The 13,632-nt window shown below is 64.7% G+C and carries 15 protein-coding genes and 1 other RNA gene; 7 read left to right on the top strand and 9 right to left on the bottom strand.

What is annotated here, in order from left to right; all coding sequences use genetic code 11:
* Positions 1-5 precede the first annotated feature (5 nt).
* On the bottom strand, positions 6-983 hold the full coding sequence (locus ACIOVF_RS16060) for an NADPH:quinone oxidoreductase family protein (protein ID WP_045201054.1): 978 nt from the start codon (positions 981-983) through the stop codon (positions 6-8).
* Between the two features lie 156 nt (positions 984-1,139).
* Here ACIOVF_RS16060 and ACIOVF_RS16055 point away from each other — a divergent pair, with 156 nt between their 5' ends.
* Entirely contained in the window at positions 1,140-1,544 is a 405-nt protein-coding gene (locus ACIOVF_RS16055) for a flagellar basal body-associated protein FliL (protein WP_045201057.1), read from the top strand.
* Here the strand turns inward: ACIOVF_RS16055 and ACIOVF_RS16050 are convergent, their stop codons facing one another.
* From ACIOVF_RS16050 to ACIOVF_RS16035, 4 genes are all read right to left on the bottom strand, one after another.
* Positions 1,545-2,663 (bottom strand): ABC transporter permease, encoded by a 1,119-nt coding sequence (locus ACIOVF_RS16050; protein WP_045201059.1) that lies wholly within the window; start codon positions 2,661-2,663, stop codon positions 1,545-1,547.
* Entirely contained in the window at positions 2,663-5,386 is a 2,724-nt protein-coding gene (gene rbbA / locus ACIOVF_RS16045; RefSeq protein ID WP_401290739.1) for a ribosome-associated ATPase/putative transporter RbbA, read from the bottom strand. Before rbbA ends, ACIOVF_RS16050 begins: the two co-directional genes overlap by 1 nt.
* Complete coding sequence (locus ACIOVF_RS16040) at positions 5,383-6,342, bottom strand: HlyD family secretion protein (RefSeq protein ID WP_401291008.1); 960 nt, start codon at positions 6,340-6,342, stop codon at positions 5,383-5,385. Before ACIOVF_RS16040 ends, rbbA begins: the two co-directional genes overlap by 4 nt.
* Before the next feature lie 101 nt (positions 6,343-6,443).
* Entirely contained in the window at positions 6,444-6,893 is a 450-nt protein-coding gene (locus ACIOVF_RS16035; RefSeq protein ID WP_401290736.1) for an EVE domain-containing protein, read from the bottom strand.
* A gap of 178 nt (positions 6,894-7,071) precedes the next feature.
* On the opposite strand from ACIOVF_RS16035, the gene ACIOVF_RS16030 reads away from it, so the two are divergent.
* Positions 7,072-7,212, top strand: coding sequence for a hypothetical protein (locus ACIOVF_RS16030; protein WP_165392175.1), 141 nt, complete (start codon positions 7,072-7,074; stop codon positions 7,210-7,212).
* Here the strand turns inward: ACIOVF_RS16030 and ACIOVF_RS16025 are convergent.
* From ACIOVF_RS16025 to ACIOVF_RS16010, 4 genes are all read right to left on the bottom strand, one after another.
* Positions 7,193-7,813 (bottom strand): 5-formyltetrahydrofolate cyclo-ligase, encoded by a 621-nt coding sequence (locus ACIOVF_RS16025; protein ID WP_195885288.1) that lies wholly within the window; start codon positions 7,811-7,813, stop codon positions 7,193-7,195. The genes ACIOVF_RS16030 and ACIOVF_RS16025 overlap by 20 nt on opposite strands.
* An 80-nt stretch (positions 7,814-7,893) precedes the next feature.
* A non-coding RNA gene (gene ssrS, locus ACIOVF_RS16020) (6S RNA) lies at positions 7,894-8,071 on the bottom strand.
* An 18-nt stretch (positions 8,072-8,089) separates the two neighbouring features.
* Positions 8,090-8,407, bottom strand: coding sequence for a cell division protein ZapA (locus tag ACIOVF_RS16015; protein WP_045201068.1), 318 nt, complete (start codon positions 8,405-8,407; stop codon positions 8,090-8,092).
* Positions 8,404-8,613 carry a TIGR02449 family protein gene (locus tag ACIOVF_RS16010; protein WP_010221172.1) on the bottom strand — a complete coding sequence of 70 codons (210 nt, stop codon included), beginning with the start codon at positions 8,611-8,613 and terminating at the stop codon, positions 8,404-8,406. The genes ACIOVF_RS16015 and ACIOVF_RS16010 overlap by 4 nt, the downstream gene beginning before the upstream one ends.
* Positions 8,614-8,765: 152 nt before the next feature.
* On the opposite strand from ACIOVF_RS16010, the gene ACIOVF_RS16005 reads away from it, so the two are divergent.
* Genes ACIOVF_RS16005 through ACIOVF_RS15985 form a run of 5 tightly spaced genes read left to right on the top strand, consistent with a single transcriptional unit; the run spans position 8,766 to position 13,580 of the window.
* Positions 8,766-9,320 carry a YecA family protein gene (locus ACIOVF_RS16005; RefSeq protein WP_045201070.1) on the top strand — a complete coding sequence of 185 codons (555 nt, stop codon included), beginning with the start codon at positions 8,766-8,768 and terminating at the stop codon, positions 9,318-9,320.
* A 23-nt stretch (positions 9,321-9,343) separates the two neighbouring features.
* Positions 9,344-10,678 carry a Xaa-Pro aminopeptidase gene (gene pepP / locus ACIOVF_RS16000; protein WP_045201072.1) on the top strand — a complete coding sequence of 445 codons (1,335 nt, stop codon included), beginning with the start codon at positions 9,344-9,346 and terminating at the stop codon, positions 10,676-10,678.
* Positions 10,675-11,868 (top strand): 2-octaprenyl-6-methoxyphenyl hydroxylase, encoded by a 1,194-nt coding sequence (gene ubiH, locus ACIOVF_RS15995; RefSeq protein ID WP_045201074.1) that lies wholly within the window; start codon positions 10,675-10,677, stop codon positions 11,866-11,868. The genes pepP and ubiH overlap by 4 nt, the downstream gene beginning before the upstream one ends.
* A 2-nt stretch (positions 11,869-11,870) precedes the next feature.
* Positions 11,871-12,353 carry a DUF4442 domain-containing protein gene (locus tag ACIOVF_RS15990; protein ID WP_045201076.1) on the top strand — a complete coding sequence of 161 codons (483 nt, stop codon included), beginning with the start codon at positions 11,871-11,873 and terminating at the stop codon, positions 12,351-12,353.
* A gap of 9 nt (positions 12,354-12,362) precedes the next feature.
* The gene (locus ACIOVF_RS15985) at positions 12,363-13,580 is read left to right on the top strand and encodes a 2-octaprenyl-3-methyl-6-methoxy-1,4-benzoquinol hydroxylase (protein ID WP_401291005.1); all 1,218 of its coding nucleotides are present in this window, start codon (positions 12,363-12,365) and stop codon (positions 13,578-13,580) included.
* Positions 13,581-13,632: the final 52 nt, after the last annotated feature.

The following is a 13,632-nucleotide window of genomic DNA, read 5'->3' as shown; positions in this document are numbered from 1 at the left end:
GCTGTTCAGGCCATGGTCACCACCAGCTTGCCCACCGCCTTGCGCTGGCCCAGCATCTCGATGGCTGCACCTGCTTCAGCCAGCGGGAAGGTCTGCGATACCAGCGGCTTGAGCTTGCCTTCGGCGAACCAGGCAAACAGCTGCTGGAAGTTCGCCGCATTGTCGGCCGGCTGGCGCTGGGCAAAGGCGCCCCAGAACACCCCGAGTACCGCTGCACCTTTGAGTAGCGCCAGGTTCACTGGCAGCTCGGGGATGCGCCCGCTGGCAAAACCGACCACCAGCAGCCGGCCATTCCAGGCAATGCCGCGCACCGCCTGGTCAAACAGATCGCCGCCAACCGGGTCGTAGATCACATCGGCGCCGTTGCCGCCGGTCAGGCGCTTGATTTCGTCCTTGAGGCTGGTTTCGCTGTAGTTGATCAGCTCGTCGGCGCCTGCCGCCTTGGCTACGGCAAGTTTCTCGGCGCTGCTGGCGGCGGCAATCACCCGCGCGCCCATGGCCTTGCCGATTTCCACCGCCGCCAGGCCAACCCCGCCTGAGGCGCCCAGCACCAGCAGGGTTTCCCCGGCCTTGAGCTGGCCGCGCTGGCTGAGCGCATGCATCGAGGTGCCGTAGGTCATGCCGAAGGCCGCCGCCGTGGTGAAGTCCATCTGCGCCGGGATCGGCAATACGTTGTAGGCCGGCACCGCCACTTGTTCGGCAAAGCTGCCCCAGCCGGTCAGGGCCATGACCCGGTCGCCGATCTTCAGGTTGCCGGCTTTTTCACCCACGGCGCTGACCACGCCGGCGGCTTCGCCCCCAGGGGAGAACGGCAGCGGCGGCTGGAACTGGTACTTGCCTTCGATGATCAGGGTGTCGGGAAAGTTGACCCCGGCGGCCTGCACGTCGAGGAGGATCTCGTTCTTTTTCGGCACGGGGCTGGCGACTTCTTCCAGGACCAGGTTTTGCGCCGGGCCAAGGGCTTTGCACAACACTGCTTTCATCGGGACTATTCCTTTGCGCGTAGTGGCCGATAAGTGTAGGTGGGCGAGGTGCCGGGTCAACGAGCATGGCCCGCCCTGATAAGCCGGCATAAGCCCGGGCTTGGGTTTGACCGGTGCGCTGGGTATGCTGGCGCCAACTGTATGAGGAGCGAATTCGTGAAAGCGTGGATCTTGATGGTACTGGCGCTGATGCTGCCGATGGCGGCCATGGCCGAGGAAGCCAAGGAAGGGGAACCGAAGGTCTCCTACATTTCCCTGAGCCCGCCTTTTGTGGGCAATTACGCCCTTGATGGCGGGCCGAAGCTGCGCGTGTACAAGGCCGACGTGGCCCTGCGGGTCAACAGCGATGCCGCCGCCGCAGCGGTAAAGCATCATGAGCCGCTGATCCGCAACCAGCTGGTGGCGCTGTTCACCCAGCAGAACCTGGAGGCCATGAGTAACGTCGAGGCCAAGGAAAAACTGCGTCAGGAAGCTCTGAAGCAGGTCCAGCAGGTGCTCGAATCCGAAGAAGGCAAGCCGACCGTCGACGACCTGCTGTTCAACAACCTGATCGTCCAGTAATCACGAGGTCAGGCTGCGGCGAAAACGCGCCAGGGCAATGGCGAAGAAGGCCAGGCCAATGGCGGCGAGCGCCGCGATGTCTGGCCAGACCACTGCCAGCCCGGCGTCACGGAACAGGATTGCCGCGCTGAGGCTGACGAAGTGGGTCGAGGGCGAGCCCTGCATGACCCACTGCAGCCATTGCGGCATGCTGTCCAGCGGCGTGCTGCCGCCCGACAGCAACAGCATCGGGATGATCACCGGAATCGCCAGCAGGCCGAATTGCGGGGTCGAGCGCGCCAGGGTGGCGAGGAAGATCCCCAATGCGGTGCTGGCGAACAGGTACAGCGCCGTCACCGCCAGGAACAGCCCCAACGATCCCGCCAGCGGTACCCCCAGCGCGCCCTTGACGATCACCTCAAGCGACACCCAGGTGCACAGCACCACCACCAGGGCGTTGCTGGCGATCTTCGCCAGCATGATTTCCAGCGCGGTCAGCGGCAGCACCAGCAGGTGGTCGAGGGTGCCGTGCTCGCGCTCGCGCAGCAGTGCCGTGCCGGTGAGGATGATGGCCAGGATGGTGATGTTGTTGACGATCTGGATCACCGCCAGAAACCAGCCGCCCTCAAGGTTGGGGTTGAACAACGCCCGGGCACTGAGCAGCGCCGGGCTGCCGGCGGTAGCCGAGCCCTGCTTGGCATAGTCGAGCAGCTCGCGCTCGACGATCCTGCCGATGTAACCGGCGCCCATGAACGCCTGGCTCATGGCCGTGGCGTCGACGTTGACTTGCAGCTCGGGCGAGCGCCCGGCCAGCAGGTCGGTCTGGAAGTTCACCGGTACGTTGATCACGAAGGTGTAGCGGCCGCTGTCCAGGGCCTGGTCGAGCTGGTCGTAGGGCAACGGCACGGCGTGCTGGAATTCCGGTGGTTGCAGGGCCTCGGCGAGCTTGCGCGAGACCAGGCTGTGGTCTTCGTCGATGATCGCCACGCTGGCGTTGTGCACGCCGATCACCGAGCCTGCGGCCGGCATGTAGATCGCCACGCTGAAGGCGTACAGCAGGAACAACAGCAGCACGCTGTCGTGGCGCAGGCTGGTCAGCTCCTTGAGCCCCAGGCGCAGGGTATGTGCCAGACGATGCATCAGACCTCCTGCTTCTTCAGCATGGCCAGACTCAGGCCAGTGAAACCGACAAAGAAGCCCAGCAGCGCCAGGCACTGGGGCCAGAGTTCGCGCAGGTCCAGGGCTTTGGTAAAGGTGCCGACGGCGATGTCGAGAAAGTAGCCGGCCGGGAACAACTGGCCCATCAAGGCCGCCGCGCCATCGAGCGAGGAACGCGGCACGATCAGCCCGGAGAACTGGATGGTCGGCAGGCTGGTGATGATCATGGTGCCGAGGATCGCGGCGATCTGCGTGCGGGTGAACGCCGAGATCAGCAGGCCCAGGCTGGTGGTCGCCAGCAGGTAGAGCACGCCGCCGCAGGCCAGGGCCAGGGCGCTGCCCTTGAACGGCACGCCGAACAGCCAGCGGTTCATTGCTACCAGCAGCGCCAGGTTGACCAGGCTTACCGCCAGGTAGGGCGCCTGTTTGCCGAGCAGGAACTCCAGGCGGGTCAGGGGCGTGGCATAGAAGTTGGTGATCGAGCCCAGCTCTTTTTCGCGCACGATGCCCAGTGCGGTGAGCATTGCCGGAATGAACGCCAGGATCAGCGCCATGACCCCGGGGCCGATGGCGTTGACGCTGACCACGTCCTGGTTGTAGCGAAAGCGGGTTTCCAGGCGCACTGGAGTTTGCCCGGCCCGGGCCCTGCTGCTCAGCGCCGCCAGTTGTTCGAGGTTGCCCTGGTGCACGGCTTCGACATAGTTACGGCTGGTCTCGGCGCGAAATGGCATGCCGCCGTCCAGCCAGGCTGCTACCACCGGCTGGCGACCGGCGTGCAGATCGCGACCAAAACCTGGTGGAATCTCCAGGGCCAGCTTGATTTCCGAGCGCTGCAGGCGTTTGTGTAACTGTGCGGCATCGCGAATCGGCGTCTGTTCGGCGAAGTAGCGCGAGCCGCGGAAGGCTTCAAGATAAGCGCGGCTTTGCGGGCTCTGGTCCTGGTCATAAACGGCGAAAGCGAGGTTTTCCACGTCCAGGGAGATGCCGTAGCCGAAGATCACCATCATGAACAGCGCGCCAAGCAGGGCGAACGCCAGGCGCACTTTGTCGCGCAGCAGTTCCTTGCCTTCGCGGGTGGCGACGGCGACCAGGCGCTTGAGGCTGAAGCCATGGCGCAGGGGTTGCGTTGCTGTATTGGCCGGGCTGTCGAACTGGGTTGGGGCCGTTGGCGCTTCGCTGGCGCCCTGGGCCTGTTCCAGGCAGGTGACGAAGGCGTCTTCCAGGGTTTCACCGCCGAACTGCTGCTGCAGCGCCGCCGGGGTGTCGCAGGCCAGGACCTTGCCGGCATGCATCAGGGAGATCCGGTCGCAGCGCAGGGCCTCGTTCATGAAATGAGTAGAGAGGAAGATCGTCACCCCCTGATCGCGCGACAGCTCGATCAGCAGGCGCCAGAAGTCGTCGCGCGCTGCCGGGTCCACACCTGAGGTGGGCTCGTCGAGGATCAGCACTTCCGGACGGTGCAGTACCGCCACTGCCAGCGACAGGCGCTGGCGCAAACCCAGGGGCAGGGCGCCGGACTGCTGGTCGGCGATGGCGCCCAGATCGAAACGCTCGATCAGCTCGGCGATGCGCGGGCCGCTGTCGGCCTTGGGCAGGTCGAACAGCCGCGCATGCAGTTCAAGGTTCTGCCGCACGCTGAGTTCGCCATACAGCGAGAAGCTTTGGGACATGAAGCCAACGCGCTTGCGCGTGGCCAGGTCCTTGGCGTTCACCGGGCGACCGAGCAGGGTGGCGCTGCCCTCGCTGGCCGGCATCAGCCCGGTGAGCACCTTCATGGTGGTGGTCTTGCCGCAGCCGTTGGAGCCGAGAAAACCGAAAATCTCGCCACGGCCGATGGCGAAGCTGACCTTGTTCACGGCGGTGAAGTCGCCGAAGCGCAAGGTCAGTTCATGGGCTTCGATGGCGATTTCGGCATTGCTACTATCGCGCGGCGGGATCACCAGGGGCTGCTGGCTGCGCTGGCTGTCGCCCTGGTAATGAGTGAAGGCGTCATCGAGCTTGTGGCTGGCGGTGGCTGCGGCCAGCTCTTCGCTCAAGCCTGCGGCAATCAGCCGGCCACGATCGAGCATCAGACAGTGTTCGAACTGTTCGGCCTCTTCCATGTAGGCCGTGGCGACCAGCAGGGTCAGTTGCGGGCGTTCCTGGCGCACCTGCTCGACCAGCTCCCAGAAGCGCCGGCGCGACAGCGGGTCGACGCCAGTGGTGGGTTCGTCGAGGATCAGCAGGTCCGGTTCGTGGATCAGCGCACAGCACAGGCCGAGCTTCTGCTTCATGCCGCCCGACAACTTGCCCGCCGGGCGTTCGGCAAAGCGCAGCAGGTCGGTGGCCAGCAGCAGGTTGTGCATGCGCTGCTCGCACTCCGTGGCGCCAAGGCCGAACAGGGTGGCGAAGAAGCGGATGTTCTCGCTGATCGACAGCTCGGGGTAAAGGTTGCCGCCCAACCCCTGGGGCATGAAGGCGATGCGCGGGTAGAGGCTGTTGCGATGGCGGCGCTGGCGGATCGAGCCGCCAAGCACCTGCAGTTCGCCACTTTGCAGCTTCTTCACCCCGGCGATCAGCCCGAGCAGGCTCGACTTGCCGGCGCCGTCCGGGCCGATCAGGCCGCAGCGAGTGCCGGCCGGCAGGCTGAAGGCAATGTCCTGCAGGGCGCTCAGGCCACCGTAGCGGTGGTTGATGCCCTCGGCGTGCAGCGCCAGCGCGCTCATTGCAGGTTGGCCGGCCAGTCCACATCAGCGGTGCGCACATAGCCTGCGCCCGGCATGCCGGGTTTGGCCTGGGGCACGGCGCTTGGTTCGGTCAGGCGCAGCTTGACCCGGAACACCAGCTTCTGGCGCTCGTCACGGGTCTCCACTTGCTTGGGGGTGAACTGCGCCTTGGCCGCGACGAAGGCGATCTTCGCCGGCAAGGCCCGGTCGGGCAGGGCGTCGAGGACGATGCGCGCCTGGTCGCCGACGGTCAGGCGGCCGGTGGTGGAGGCGGGCAGGTAGAGGTTCATGTACTGGTCGCTGGGGTCGATCAGCATCAGCACGCGGCCGCCGGCGCCGAGCACTTCACCTGGCTCGGCCAGGCGCAGCTGGATCACGCCGTTGATTGGCGCGCGCAGGCTGCTGTCGTCGATTTCGCTGGTCAGCTGTGCCACCTGGGCTTCAGCGGCGCCGATGGCGGCCTTGATTGCCGCCAGTTGCGCGCGGGCGGCGACCACGGCGGAGTTGCTGGTGTCGGAGCGGGCCTGCTGCTGGTCGAGCAGCTGCTGGCTGGCATATTTGCGCTGGAAGATCTCGCGGACGCGCTTGAGCTCCTGGCTGGCCAGCAGTTGTTCGCTCTGGCGCAATTGCACCGTGGCCTGGGCGGCGGAGTAGTTTTCCCGGGCGCGTAGCACTTCGGCTTCGGCCTGGCTGCGCTGGGCTTCGAGGGTGCGGGTGTCGATGCGGGCGAGCAACTGGCCCTGCTTGACGGTATCGCCTTCGTCGACCAGCACCTCGGCCAGGCGTCCGGGGATCTTGCTGGCGATTTGCACTTCGGTGGCTTCGAGCCTGCCGTTGCCCATGCTCAGGCCTTCGGGCAGGCGGTCATGCAGGGACTTCCAGTAGCCCAGGCCACCCGCGGCCAGGAGCAGGGCGATCAAGGCACCGGCGAAGAATTTCGGGGCGTGTTGGCTCATCGACATGGTTGGGCAATCCTTGCTGCATTAACGTCAAATTGTGACGCCGCACCGGTCCTGGTGCGTTGATGTTCGTCAAATGAGCGGCCATCCTACCTTGTTTAACGCAGTGCGAGTACCGCTGCCCATTGTTCGGCGGTCACCGGCATCACTGAAAGGCGGCTGCCTTTCTGTACCAGCGCCAGTTCGGCAAGGGCGGTTTGCTGCTTGAGGTAGCCCAGTTGCAGGACCTTGTCGAAGGTTTCGACATGGGCGACATCGACAGCGCTCCAGGGGTTCTTGGCGTCGTTGGCCTTGGCGTCGAAGTAATGGCTTTGCGGGTCGAGCGCCGTCGGGTCGGGGTAGGCGGCGACGCTGATGCGGGCGATGCCGGCAATGCCTGGCTCCGGGCAACTGGAATGGTAGAAAAAGAACTGGTCACCGACTGCCATGGCGCGCAGAAAGTTGCGCGCCTGGTAGTTGCGCACGCCATCCCAGCGCGCTTCGCCCAGCCGCGCGAGGTCCTTGATCGAGAGTTCGTCGGGCTCGGATTTCATCAGCCAGTAGGCCATGGGTGGTGCTCCAGACAATGTTTGAAATAACCTGTTTCAGGAAACCGACGGTCGGTTGGCGTCAACGTTTGCGTGTCGCCTCAGGTTGTCGGAGAATGCGCGCATTTTAAGCTTGACGCTGCTGCAACAACAAAAACGTTGCTGACAACGTGATCAGTTTGCCTGAGGGGGGCAATCGATGAATCGCAAACCGGATTTGCTCTGGATTCTGGTGTTTCTGTTCGGTTTGGGTGTTGTCACTACCGGTTATGCGCAAAGCCTTTGGGAACGCAAACTCGACGCCCCTTACGAAATGCCGGTCAATCCGCAACAGCGTTGATAGCCAGGTACCAGCCACGGTCCGAGACCGTCCCCTGCAGCGGCACATCCCAGCTGGCTTGCGCCAGTCGTTCGACCTTCTGGCATTCATGCGCCAGGCCCAGCAGCAAGGGTTTTTTCCAGGCCTTGCGGTGGGCCTGATAGGCCAGGCTGCGGTCATAGAAACCGCCGCCCATGCCCAGCCGACCACCCACTTCATCAAAACCCACCAGCGGTAGCAGGATCAGGTCCAGCGCCCAGATCGGTCGTTGCCGGGCCAGGCTGATGTGCGGCTCGGGGATGCGAAAGCGGTTGCGCCGCAGCTTCTCGCCGGCTTCGATGCGCTGGAACACCATCTTGGTTTTTGGCCAGGCGTGCAGTACCGGCAGGTAGGTGCGTTTGCCGCGGCGCTGGGCTTCACGCATCAGCAGGCGCGGGTCGATCTCGCAATCATTGGGTAGGTACAGGGCGATGTGCCGGGCCCGGCGAAACAACGGATGCTGCGCCAGCTGACGGTACAGGCCACGGGCTGCCTGGCGCTGTTCGGCCGGCGTCAGGGCGCGGCGGGCATCGCGAAGCAGGCGGCGAAGTTGGGGGCGGGTCAGCGGCGCGGTGTCGGTCATGGCACGGGCGGTCCCAGAGAGGGCTGCCACCCGCCGGGTGACAGCTCGATTGCCCGCGCAGAAGGGCGGGCAAAGAATTCAGGCTCCCCGACGAACCGCTGTCGGTGTAGCCCTTGAACCCGAAAGTTCAAGGTGGAGATTGCAGGAGGCGTTAAGGCTTTCCGTCAAGCGGACATGCACACCGGCCCCACGTGCAACCCCCGTGGTTGTGCGTATCGGCTCAGGGACATGACCGACTGGCAAGCACTCCAGGGAGTGGCGCCAGTATACCGATACTCAACCCTTATTTGAATCTTGATCGTCGGCCAATGCCTGATCGACGCGTTCAAGCAGGTCGCGCACCTGTTCACGGTTGACGCCAGTGCCGGTCGCTTGCGGGCGTTCCTGGTTATGCAGCAGGTCGTGGGTAATGTTCAGCGCAGCCATCACGGCGATGCGGTCGGCACCGATGACTTTGCCGCTGCTGCGGATTTCGCGCATCTTGCCGTCCAGGTAGCGCGCGGCGCTGACCAGGTTGCTGCGTTCTTCCGGCGGACAGATGATCGAATATTCTTTGTCGAGAATCTGAACAGTGACGCTATTGCTTGAGCTCATGAGTCTTGCTCCAGGGCCTTGAGTCGCAAAATCATCGATTCGACCTTACGCCGGGCGATTTCATTTTTTTCGATGAGGTGGGCGCGCTCTTCGCGCCAGGATTTTTCCTGAGCTAATAAGAGTGCGTTTTGCCGTTTTAGTTGCTCGACCCGCTCAATCAGCAGTTCGAATCGGCCCATCAGCGCTTGCAGATCGTTCTCTTGCATTGGTTGCCACTCGATTCGGTCGTGCGGGTGGTTGCCCGGTTTATGCCCTGGCCGGCCCGGAGTTGGCCGCGTCGATGGTCTTGGCGCGCCTGCCGGTGCTAGGATACAAGGTCTTCATTCTAGTCATTGCGCCGTCTGGCGCCTAGTTGCCCATGCCCAATATCAATTCGCCGTACACCGCCTTCGCCACCTTGCTCAGCAGCAACGGGCATCCTGTTTCCCCTGCCGAACTGCACGGGCTGTTGCTCGGGCGCAGCTGCGCCGGTGCCGGCTTCGATGCCGATGCATGGTTGGCCGATGCTGCGCAACTGCTGGAAAGCGAACCGGCAGACAACGTTCGTAACGCCTTGATCGGCCTGCAAGAAATGGTCAAGGGCGAACTGACCAGCGACGATATCACCGTGGTGCTGTTGCTGCCGGGTGATGATGAGCCGCTGACCGAGCGTGCCACCGCCCTGGGTCAATGGTGCCAGGGCTTCATTGCCGGTTTCGGTTTGAATGCCGGTGGCAAGGACCTGAGCACCGAGGCCAAGGAAGTGCTGCAGGACCTGGTCGCGATCTCTCAGGTCCAGGACGCCCTGGAAGAGTCCGAAGACGGCGAAAACGACTATATGGAAGTCATGGAATACCTGCGCGTCGCCCCGCTGCTGCTCTACACCGAGCTGAAGCAGCCGGTCGAGCCTGCGGCCAAACCTTCGTTGCACTGATCAACCACGGACTGCCACTGCCCATGAGCCACATCCCCAAGTCGGAATACGCCCGTCGACGCAAGGCGCTGATGGCGCAGATGGAACCCAACAGCATCGCCATCCTGCCCGCCGCCGCGGTTGCCATCCGCAACCGCGACGTCGAGCACGTGTACCGCCAGGACAGCGACTTCCAGTACCTCAGCGGCTTCCCCGAGCCCGAGGCGGTGATCGCCCTGATCCCCGGCCGCGAGCACGGCGAGTACGTATTGTTCTGCCGCGAGCGCAATCCCGAGCGCGAGCTCTGGGACGGCCTGCGCGCTGGCCAGGAAGGGGCGATCCGCGATTTTGGCGCCGATGATGCTTTCCCCATCACCGATATCGACGACATCCTCCCCGGCCTGATCGAAGGCCGCGACCGGGTGTATTCGGCCATGGGCAGCAACGCCGAGTTCGACCGCCACTTGATGGAGTGGATCAACGTCATCCGCTCCAAAGCGCGCCTGGGTGCGCAGCCGCCGAACGAATTCGTTGCCCTGGATCATCTGCTGCACGACATGCGCCTGTATAAATCGGCGGCGGAAGTGAAAGTGATGCGCGAGGCCGCGGCGATTTCCGCCCGTGCCCACGTGCGGGCCATGCAGGCCTGCCGCGCCGGTCTGCGCGAATACAGCCTGGAAGCCGAGCTCGACTACGAGTTCCGCAAGGGCGGGGCGAAGATGCCGGCCTACGGCTCGATCGTCGCCGCCGGGCGCAACAGCTGCATCCTGCATTACCAGGAGAACGACGCGCCGCTCAAGGACGGCGACTTGGTGCTGATCGACGCCGGTTGCGAGATTGACTGCTACGCCAGCGACATCACCCGCACTTTCCCGGTCAGCGGGCGTTTTTCGCCGGAGCAGAAGGCCATCTACGAGCTGGTGCTCAAGGCCCAGGAAGCGGCCTTTGCGGTCATCGCCCCGGGCAAGCACTGGAATCACGCCCATGAGGCCACGGTGCAAGTGATTACCGAAGGCCTGGTGGAACTGGGCCTGCTCAAGGGCCAGGTGCACGAACTGATTGAAAGCGAAGCCTATCGGGCTTTCTACATGCACCGCGCCGGGCACTGGCTGGGCATGGATGTGCATGATGTCGGCGAGTACAAGGTCGGCGGCCAGTGGCGAGTGCTCGAACCGGGCATGGCCCTGACTGTTGAACCTGGCATTTACATTGGTGCCGATAACCAGAGTGTCGCGAAAAAATGGCGTGGCATCGGTGTGCGAATCGAGGATGACGTAGTGGTAACCAAGCAGGGCTGTGAAATCCTGACCTCCGGCGTACCCAAGACGGTTGCCGAAATCGAAGCCTTGATGGCTGCTGCGCGCAGTGCCGCAGCATGAGCCGGGTCAACCTTGCGATCATTGGCGGCGGCCTGGTCGGCGCCAGCCTGGCCCTGGCCCTGCAAGCCGGCGCCAAGGCGCGTGGCTGGAAGATCCTGCTGATCGAACCGTTCGCCCCGGGTGACAGTTTCCAGCCGAGCTATGACGCCCGCTCTTCGGCGTTGTCTTTCGGTACCCGGCAAATCTACGAGCGTCTTGGCCTGTGGCAACAGATCAGCCGCCGCGCCGAGCCGATCCGTCAGATCCAGGTCTCCGACCGTGGCCGTTTTGGCGCCACCCGCCTGGACGCCCTGGAAGAAGGGGTACCGGCGCTCGGCTACGTGGTCGAGAACGCCTGGCTTGGCCAGTGCCTGTGGCAGGGCCTGGACGCTGAGGTGGTGAGCTGGCGCTGCCCGGCGGAGGTCACCGCCCTGCAGCCGCTGGAAGACGGTTACCGGCTGTCGCTCAACGACGACACCACGCTTGAATGCGACCTGGCGGTACTGGCCGATGGCGGCCGCTCCGGCCTGCGCGAGCAACTGGGTATTCATGTCAGCCAGCGGCCGTACAACCAGAGCGCCCTGATCGCCAATATCACCCCGAGCGAAGCCCACTGCGGCCAGGCTTTCGAGCGCTTTACCGACGAAGGGCCGATGGCCTTGCTGCCATTGCCGGAGAACCGCTGCGCGCTGGTCTGGACCCGCGCCGGTATGGACGCCAAGCGCCTGGCCGAGCTGGACGAACGCAGCTTCCTCAGCGAGCTGCAGGACGTGTTTGGCTACCGCCTCGGTGCGCTGCGCCAGGTCGGTGCCCGGCACTTGTATCCGTTGTCGCTGGTCGAGGCCCAGGAGCAGGTGCGCCCGCATCTGGTAGTCCTTGGCAACGCTGCGCACAGCCTGCACCCGATTGCCGGGCAGGGCTTCAACTTGTCGCTGCGCGATGTGCAGTCGCTGGCCGACGGCTTGCTGGCCAGCCCTGGAGTGCCGGGTGATTTCGCCACCCTGCAGGCCTACCGCGAGCGCCAGCGCCTGGACCAGGACCTGACCGTGGGCTTCTCCGACCGCGTCACCCGATTGTTCGGCAGCGCCCAACCCTTGGTCGCTACCGGCCGCAACCTGGGCCTGCTCGGCCTCGACCTGTTGCCTCCGGCCAAGCGCTGGTTCGCCCGCCAGGCCATGGGCCTGGGAACTCGCCCGGATCCACGGAGCTGAGCATGAGCGACCCGCGCAAACTGGCCCGGCGCGCGCGCAGGCTGCGCTGGCTGCTGAATATCTACCCGCCGTACCTGGGCGCGGGCATTCGCGTGCTCAGCGTCAGCCCCGACCTGCGCCACATCCGCGTGCGCATGGGCCTGCGCTGGTTCAACCGCAACTATGTCGGCACCCAGTTCGGCGGCAGCCTGTATTCGATGGTCGACCCGTTCTACATGCTGATGCTGATGGAGCTGCTCGGGCGTGAGTACATCGTCTGGGACAAGGCCGCCAGCATCGATTTCGTGTCGCCGGGCAAGGGCCCGGTGTTCGCCGACCTGCGCATCGACGATGCCCTGCTCGACGACATCCGCCAGCACACCGCCGGCGGCAAAAAGTACCTGCCACGACTTCAGGTCGATATCCGCGATGCCGCCGGTGAACTGGTGGCGCGGGTCGACAAAACCCTTTACGTGCGGCTCAAGCCGCAAGCGAGACAGGCTTAAGGCATGGAAATGCGCGCAGATCTGTTGATTGTCGGTGCCGGTATGGTCGGCAGCGCCCTGGCCCTGGCGTTGCAGCACAGCGGCCTGGAAATTCTCTTGCTCGACGGCAGCCCCTTGTCGATCAAACCCTTCGACCAGCAGTCGGCGTTCGAGCCGCGGGTCAGTGCCTTGTCGGCGGCCAGCCAGCGCATTCTCGAACGCCTGGGCGCCTGGCAGGGAGTCAGCGAGCGACGCCTGAGCCCCTACTCGGACATGCACGTGTGGGATGGCAGCGGCACCGGTCAGATCCACTTCTCGGCGGCCAGCGTGCACGCCGAAGTGCTTGGCCATATCGTCGAGAACCGGGTGGTGCAGGATGGCCTGCTGGAGCGTCTGCACGACAGCGAAATCGGCCTGCTGGCCAATGCCCGCCTGGAGCAGATGCGCCGCTCCGGCGACGACTGGCTGCTGACCCTGGCCGACGGCCGTACCCTGCGTGCGCCGCTGGTGATTGCCGCCGACGGCGCCAACTCGGCGGTACGCCGCCTGACTGGCTGCGAGACCCGCGAGTGGGATTATCTGCACCACGCCATCGTCACCAGCGTGCGTTGTGCCCGGCCACATCAGGCGACCGCCTGGCAGCGCTTTACCGACGAGGGGCCGCTGGCGTTCCTGCCGTTGTTGCGCGATGGCCAGCAGGACTGGTGCTCGATCGTCTGGTCGACCACGCCCGAGCAGGCTGATCACTTGATGGCCTTGAGCGACGAGGCGTTCTGCGCCGAGCTTGAGCGCGCCTTCGAAGGGCGCCTGGGCGGCGTCCTGCAGGCCGACCCACGGGTTTGCGTGCCGCTGCGCCAGCGTCACGCCAAGCGTTACGTGGCCGAAGGCCTGGCGCTGATCGGCGATGCCGCGCACACCATCCACCCGCTGGCCGGGCAGGGCGTCAACCTCGGTTTCCTTGATGCCGCGGTACTGGCCGAAGAGCTGCTGCATGCCTACGAGCGCGGCGAGCGCCTGGCCGATATTCGCGTGCTGAGCCGTTTCGAGCGCCGACGCATGCCGCACAACCTGGCCTTGATGGCGGCGATGGAAGGCTTCGAGCGCTTGTTCCAGGCCGATCCACTGCCGTTGCGCTGGTTGCGCAACAGCGGCCTGAAATGGATCGAGCAATTGCCGGAAGCCAAGGCCCTGTTTGTGCGCCAGGCCCTGGGCTTGAGCGGTGACCTGCCGGAACTGGCGCGGGCCTGAGGGCCCCGCAACATCTGGTAACTCCTCCCTTGTGAGTTCGGTTGAGAAGGCA

Origin of the sequence: Pseudomonas sp. NPDC087612 (assembly GCF_044743505.1) — a bacterium.
Lineage (GTDB): Bacteria > Pseudomonadota > Gammaproteobacteria > Pseudomonadales > Pseudomonadaceae > Aquipseudomonas.
Note: the sequence above shows the minus strand (reverse complement) of the source record. Positions and strands in the feature narration are given on the sequence as shown.

Excerpts from the sequence above, each read along its gene's own strand:
- ACIOVF_RS16060 (WP_045201054.1), bottom strand. The coding sequence starts at position 983 with ATGAAAGCAGTGTTGTGCAAAGCCCTTGGCCCGGCGCAAAACCTGGTC.
- rbbA (WP_401290739.1), bottom strand. The coding sequence starts at position 5,386 with ATGAGCGCGCTGGCGCTGCACGCCGAGGGCATCAACCACCGCTACGGT.
- ACIOVF_RS15985 (WP_401291005.1), top strand. The coding sequence starts at position 12,363 with ATGCGCGCAGATCTGTTGATTGTCGGTGCCGGTATGGTCGGCAGCGCC.
- ACIOVF_RS16040 (WP_401291008.1), bottom strand. The coding sequence starts at position 6,342 with ATGAGCCAACACGCCCCGAAATTCTTCGCCGGTGCCTTGATCGCCCTG.
- pepP (WP_045201072.1), top strand. The coding sequence starts at position 9,344 with ATGAGCCACATCCCCAAGTCGGAATACGCCCGTCGACGCAAGGCGCTG.
- ACIOVF_RS16010 (WP_010221172.1), bottom strand. The coding sequence starts at position 8,613 with ATGCAAGAGAACGATCTGCAAGCGCTGATGGGCCGATTCGAACTGCTG.
- ACIOVF_RS15990 (WP_045201076.1), top strand. The coding sequence starts at position 11,871 with ATGAGCGACCCGCGCAAACTGGCCCGGCGCGCGCGCAGGCTGCGCTGG.
- ACIOVF_RS16015 (WP_045201068.1), bottom strand. The coding sequence starts at position 8,407 with ATGAGCTCAAGCAATAGCGTCACTGTTCAGATTCTCGACAAAGAATAT.
- ACIOVF_RS16005 (WP_045201070.1), top strand. The coding sequence starts at position 8,766 with ATGCCCAATATCAATTCGCCGTACACCGCCTTCGCCACCTTGCTCAGC.
- ACIOVF_RS16025 (WP_195885288.1), bottom strand. The coding sequence starts at position 7,813 with ATGACCGACACCGCGCCGCTGACCCGCCCCCAACTTCGCCGCCTGCTT.
- ACIOVF_RS16030 (WP_165392175.1), top strand. The coding sequence starts at position 7,072 with ATGAATCGCAAACCGGATTTGCTCTGGATTCTGGTGTTTCTGTTCGGT.
- ACIOVF_RS16035 (WP_401290736.1), bottom strand. The coding sequence starts at position 6,893 with ATGGCCTACTGGCTGATGAAATCCGAGCCCGACGAACTCTCGATCAAG.
- ACIOVF_RS16050 (WP_045201059.1), bottom strand. The coding sequence starts at position 2,663 with ATGCATCGTCTGGCACATACCCTGCGCCTGGGGCTCAAGGAGCTGACC.
- ubiH (WP_045201074.1), top strand. The coding sequence starts at position 10,675 with ATGAGCCGGGTCAACCTTGCGATCATTGGCGGCGGCCTGGTCGGCGCC.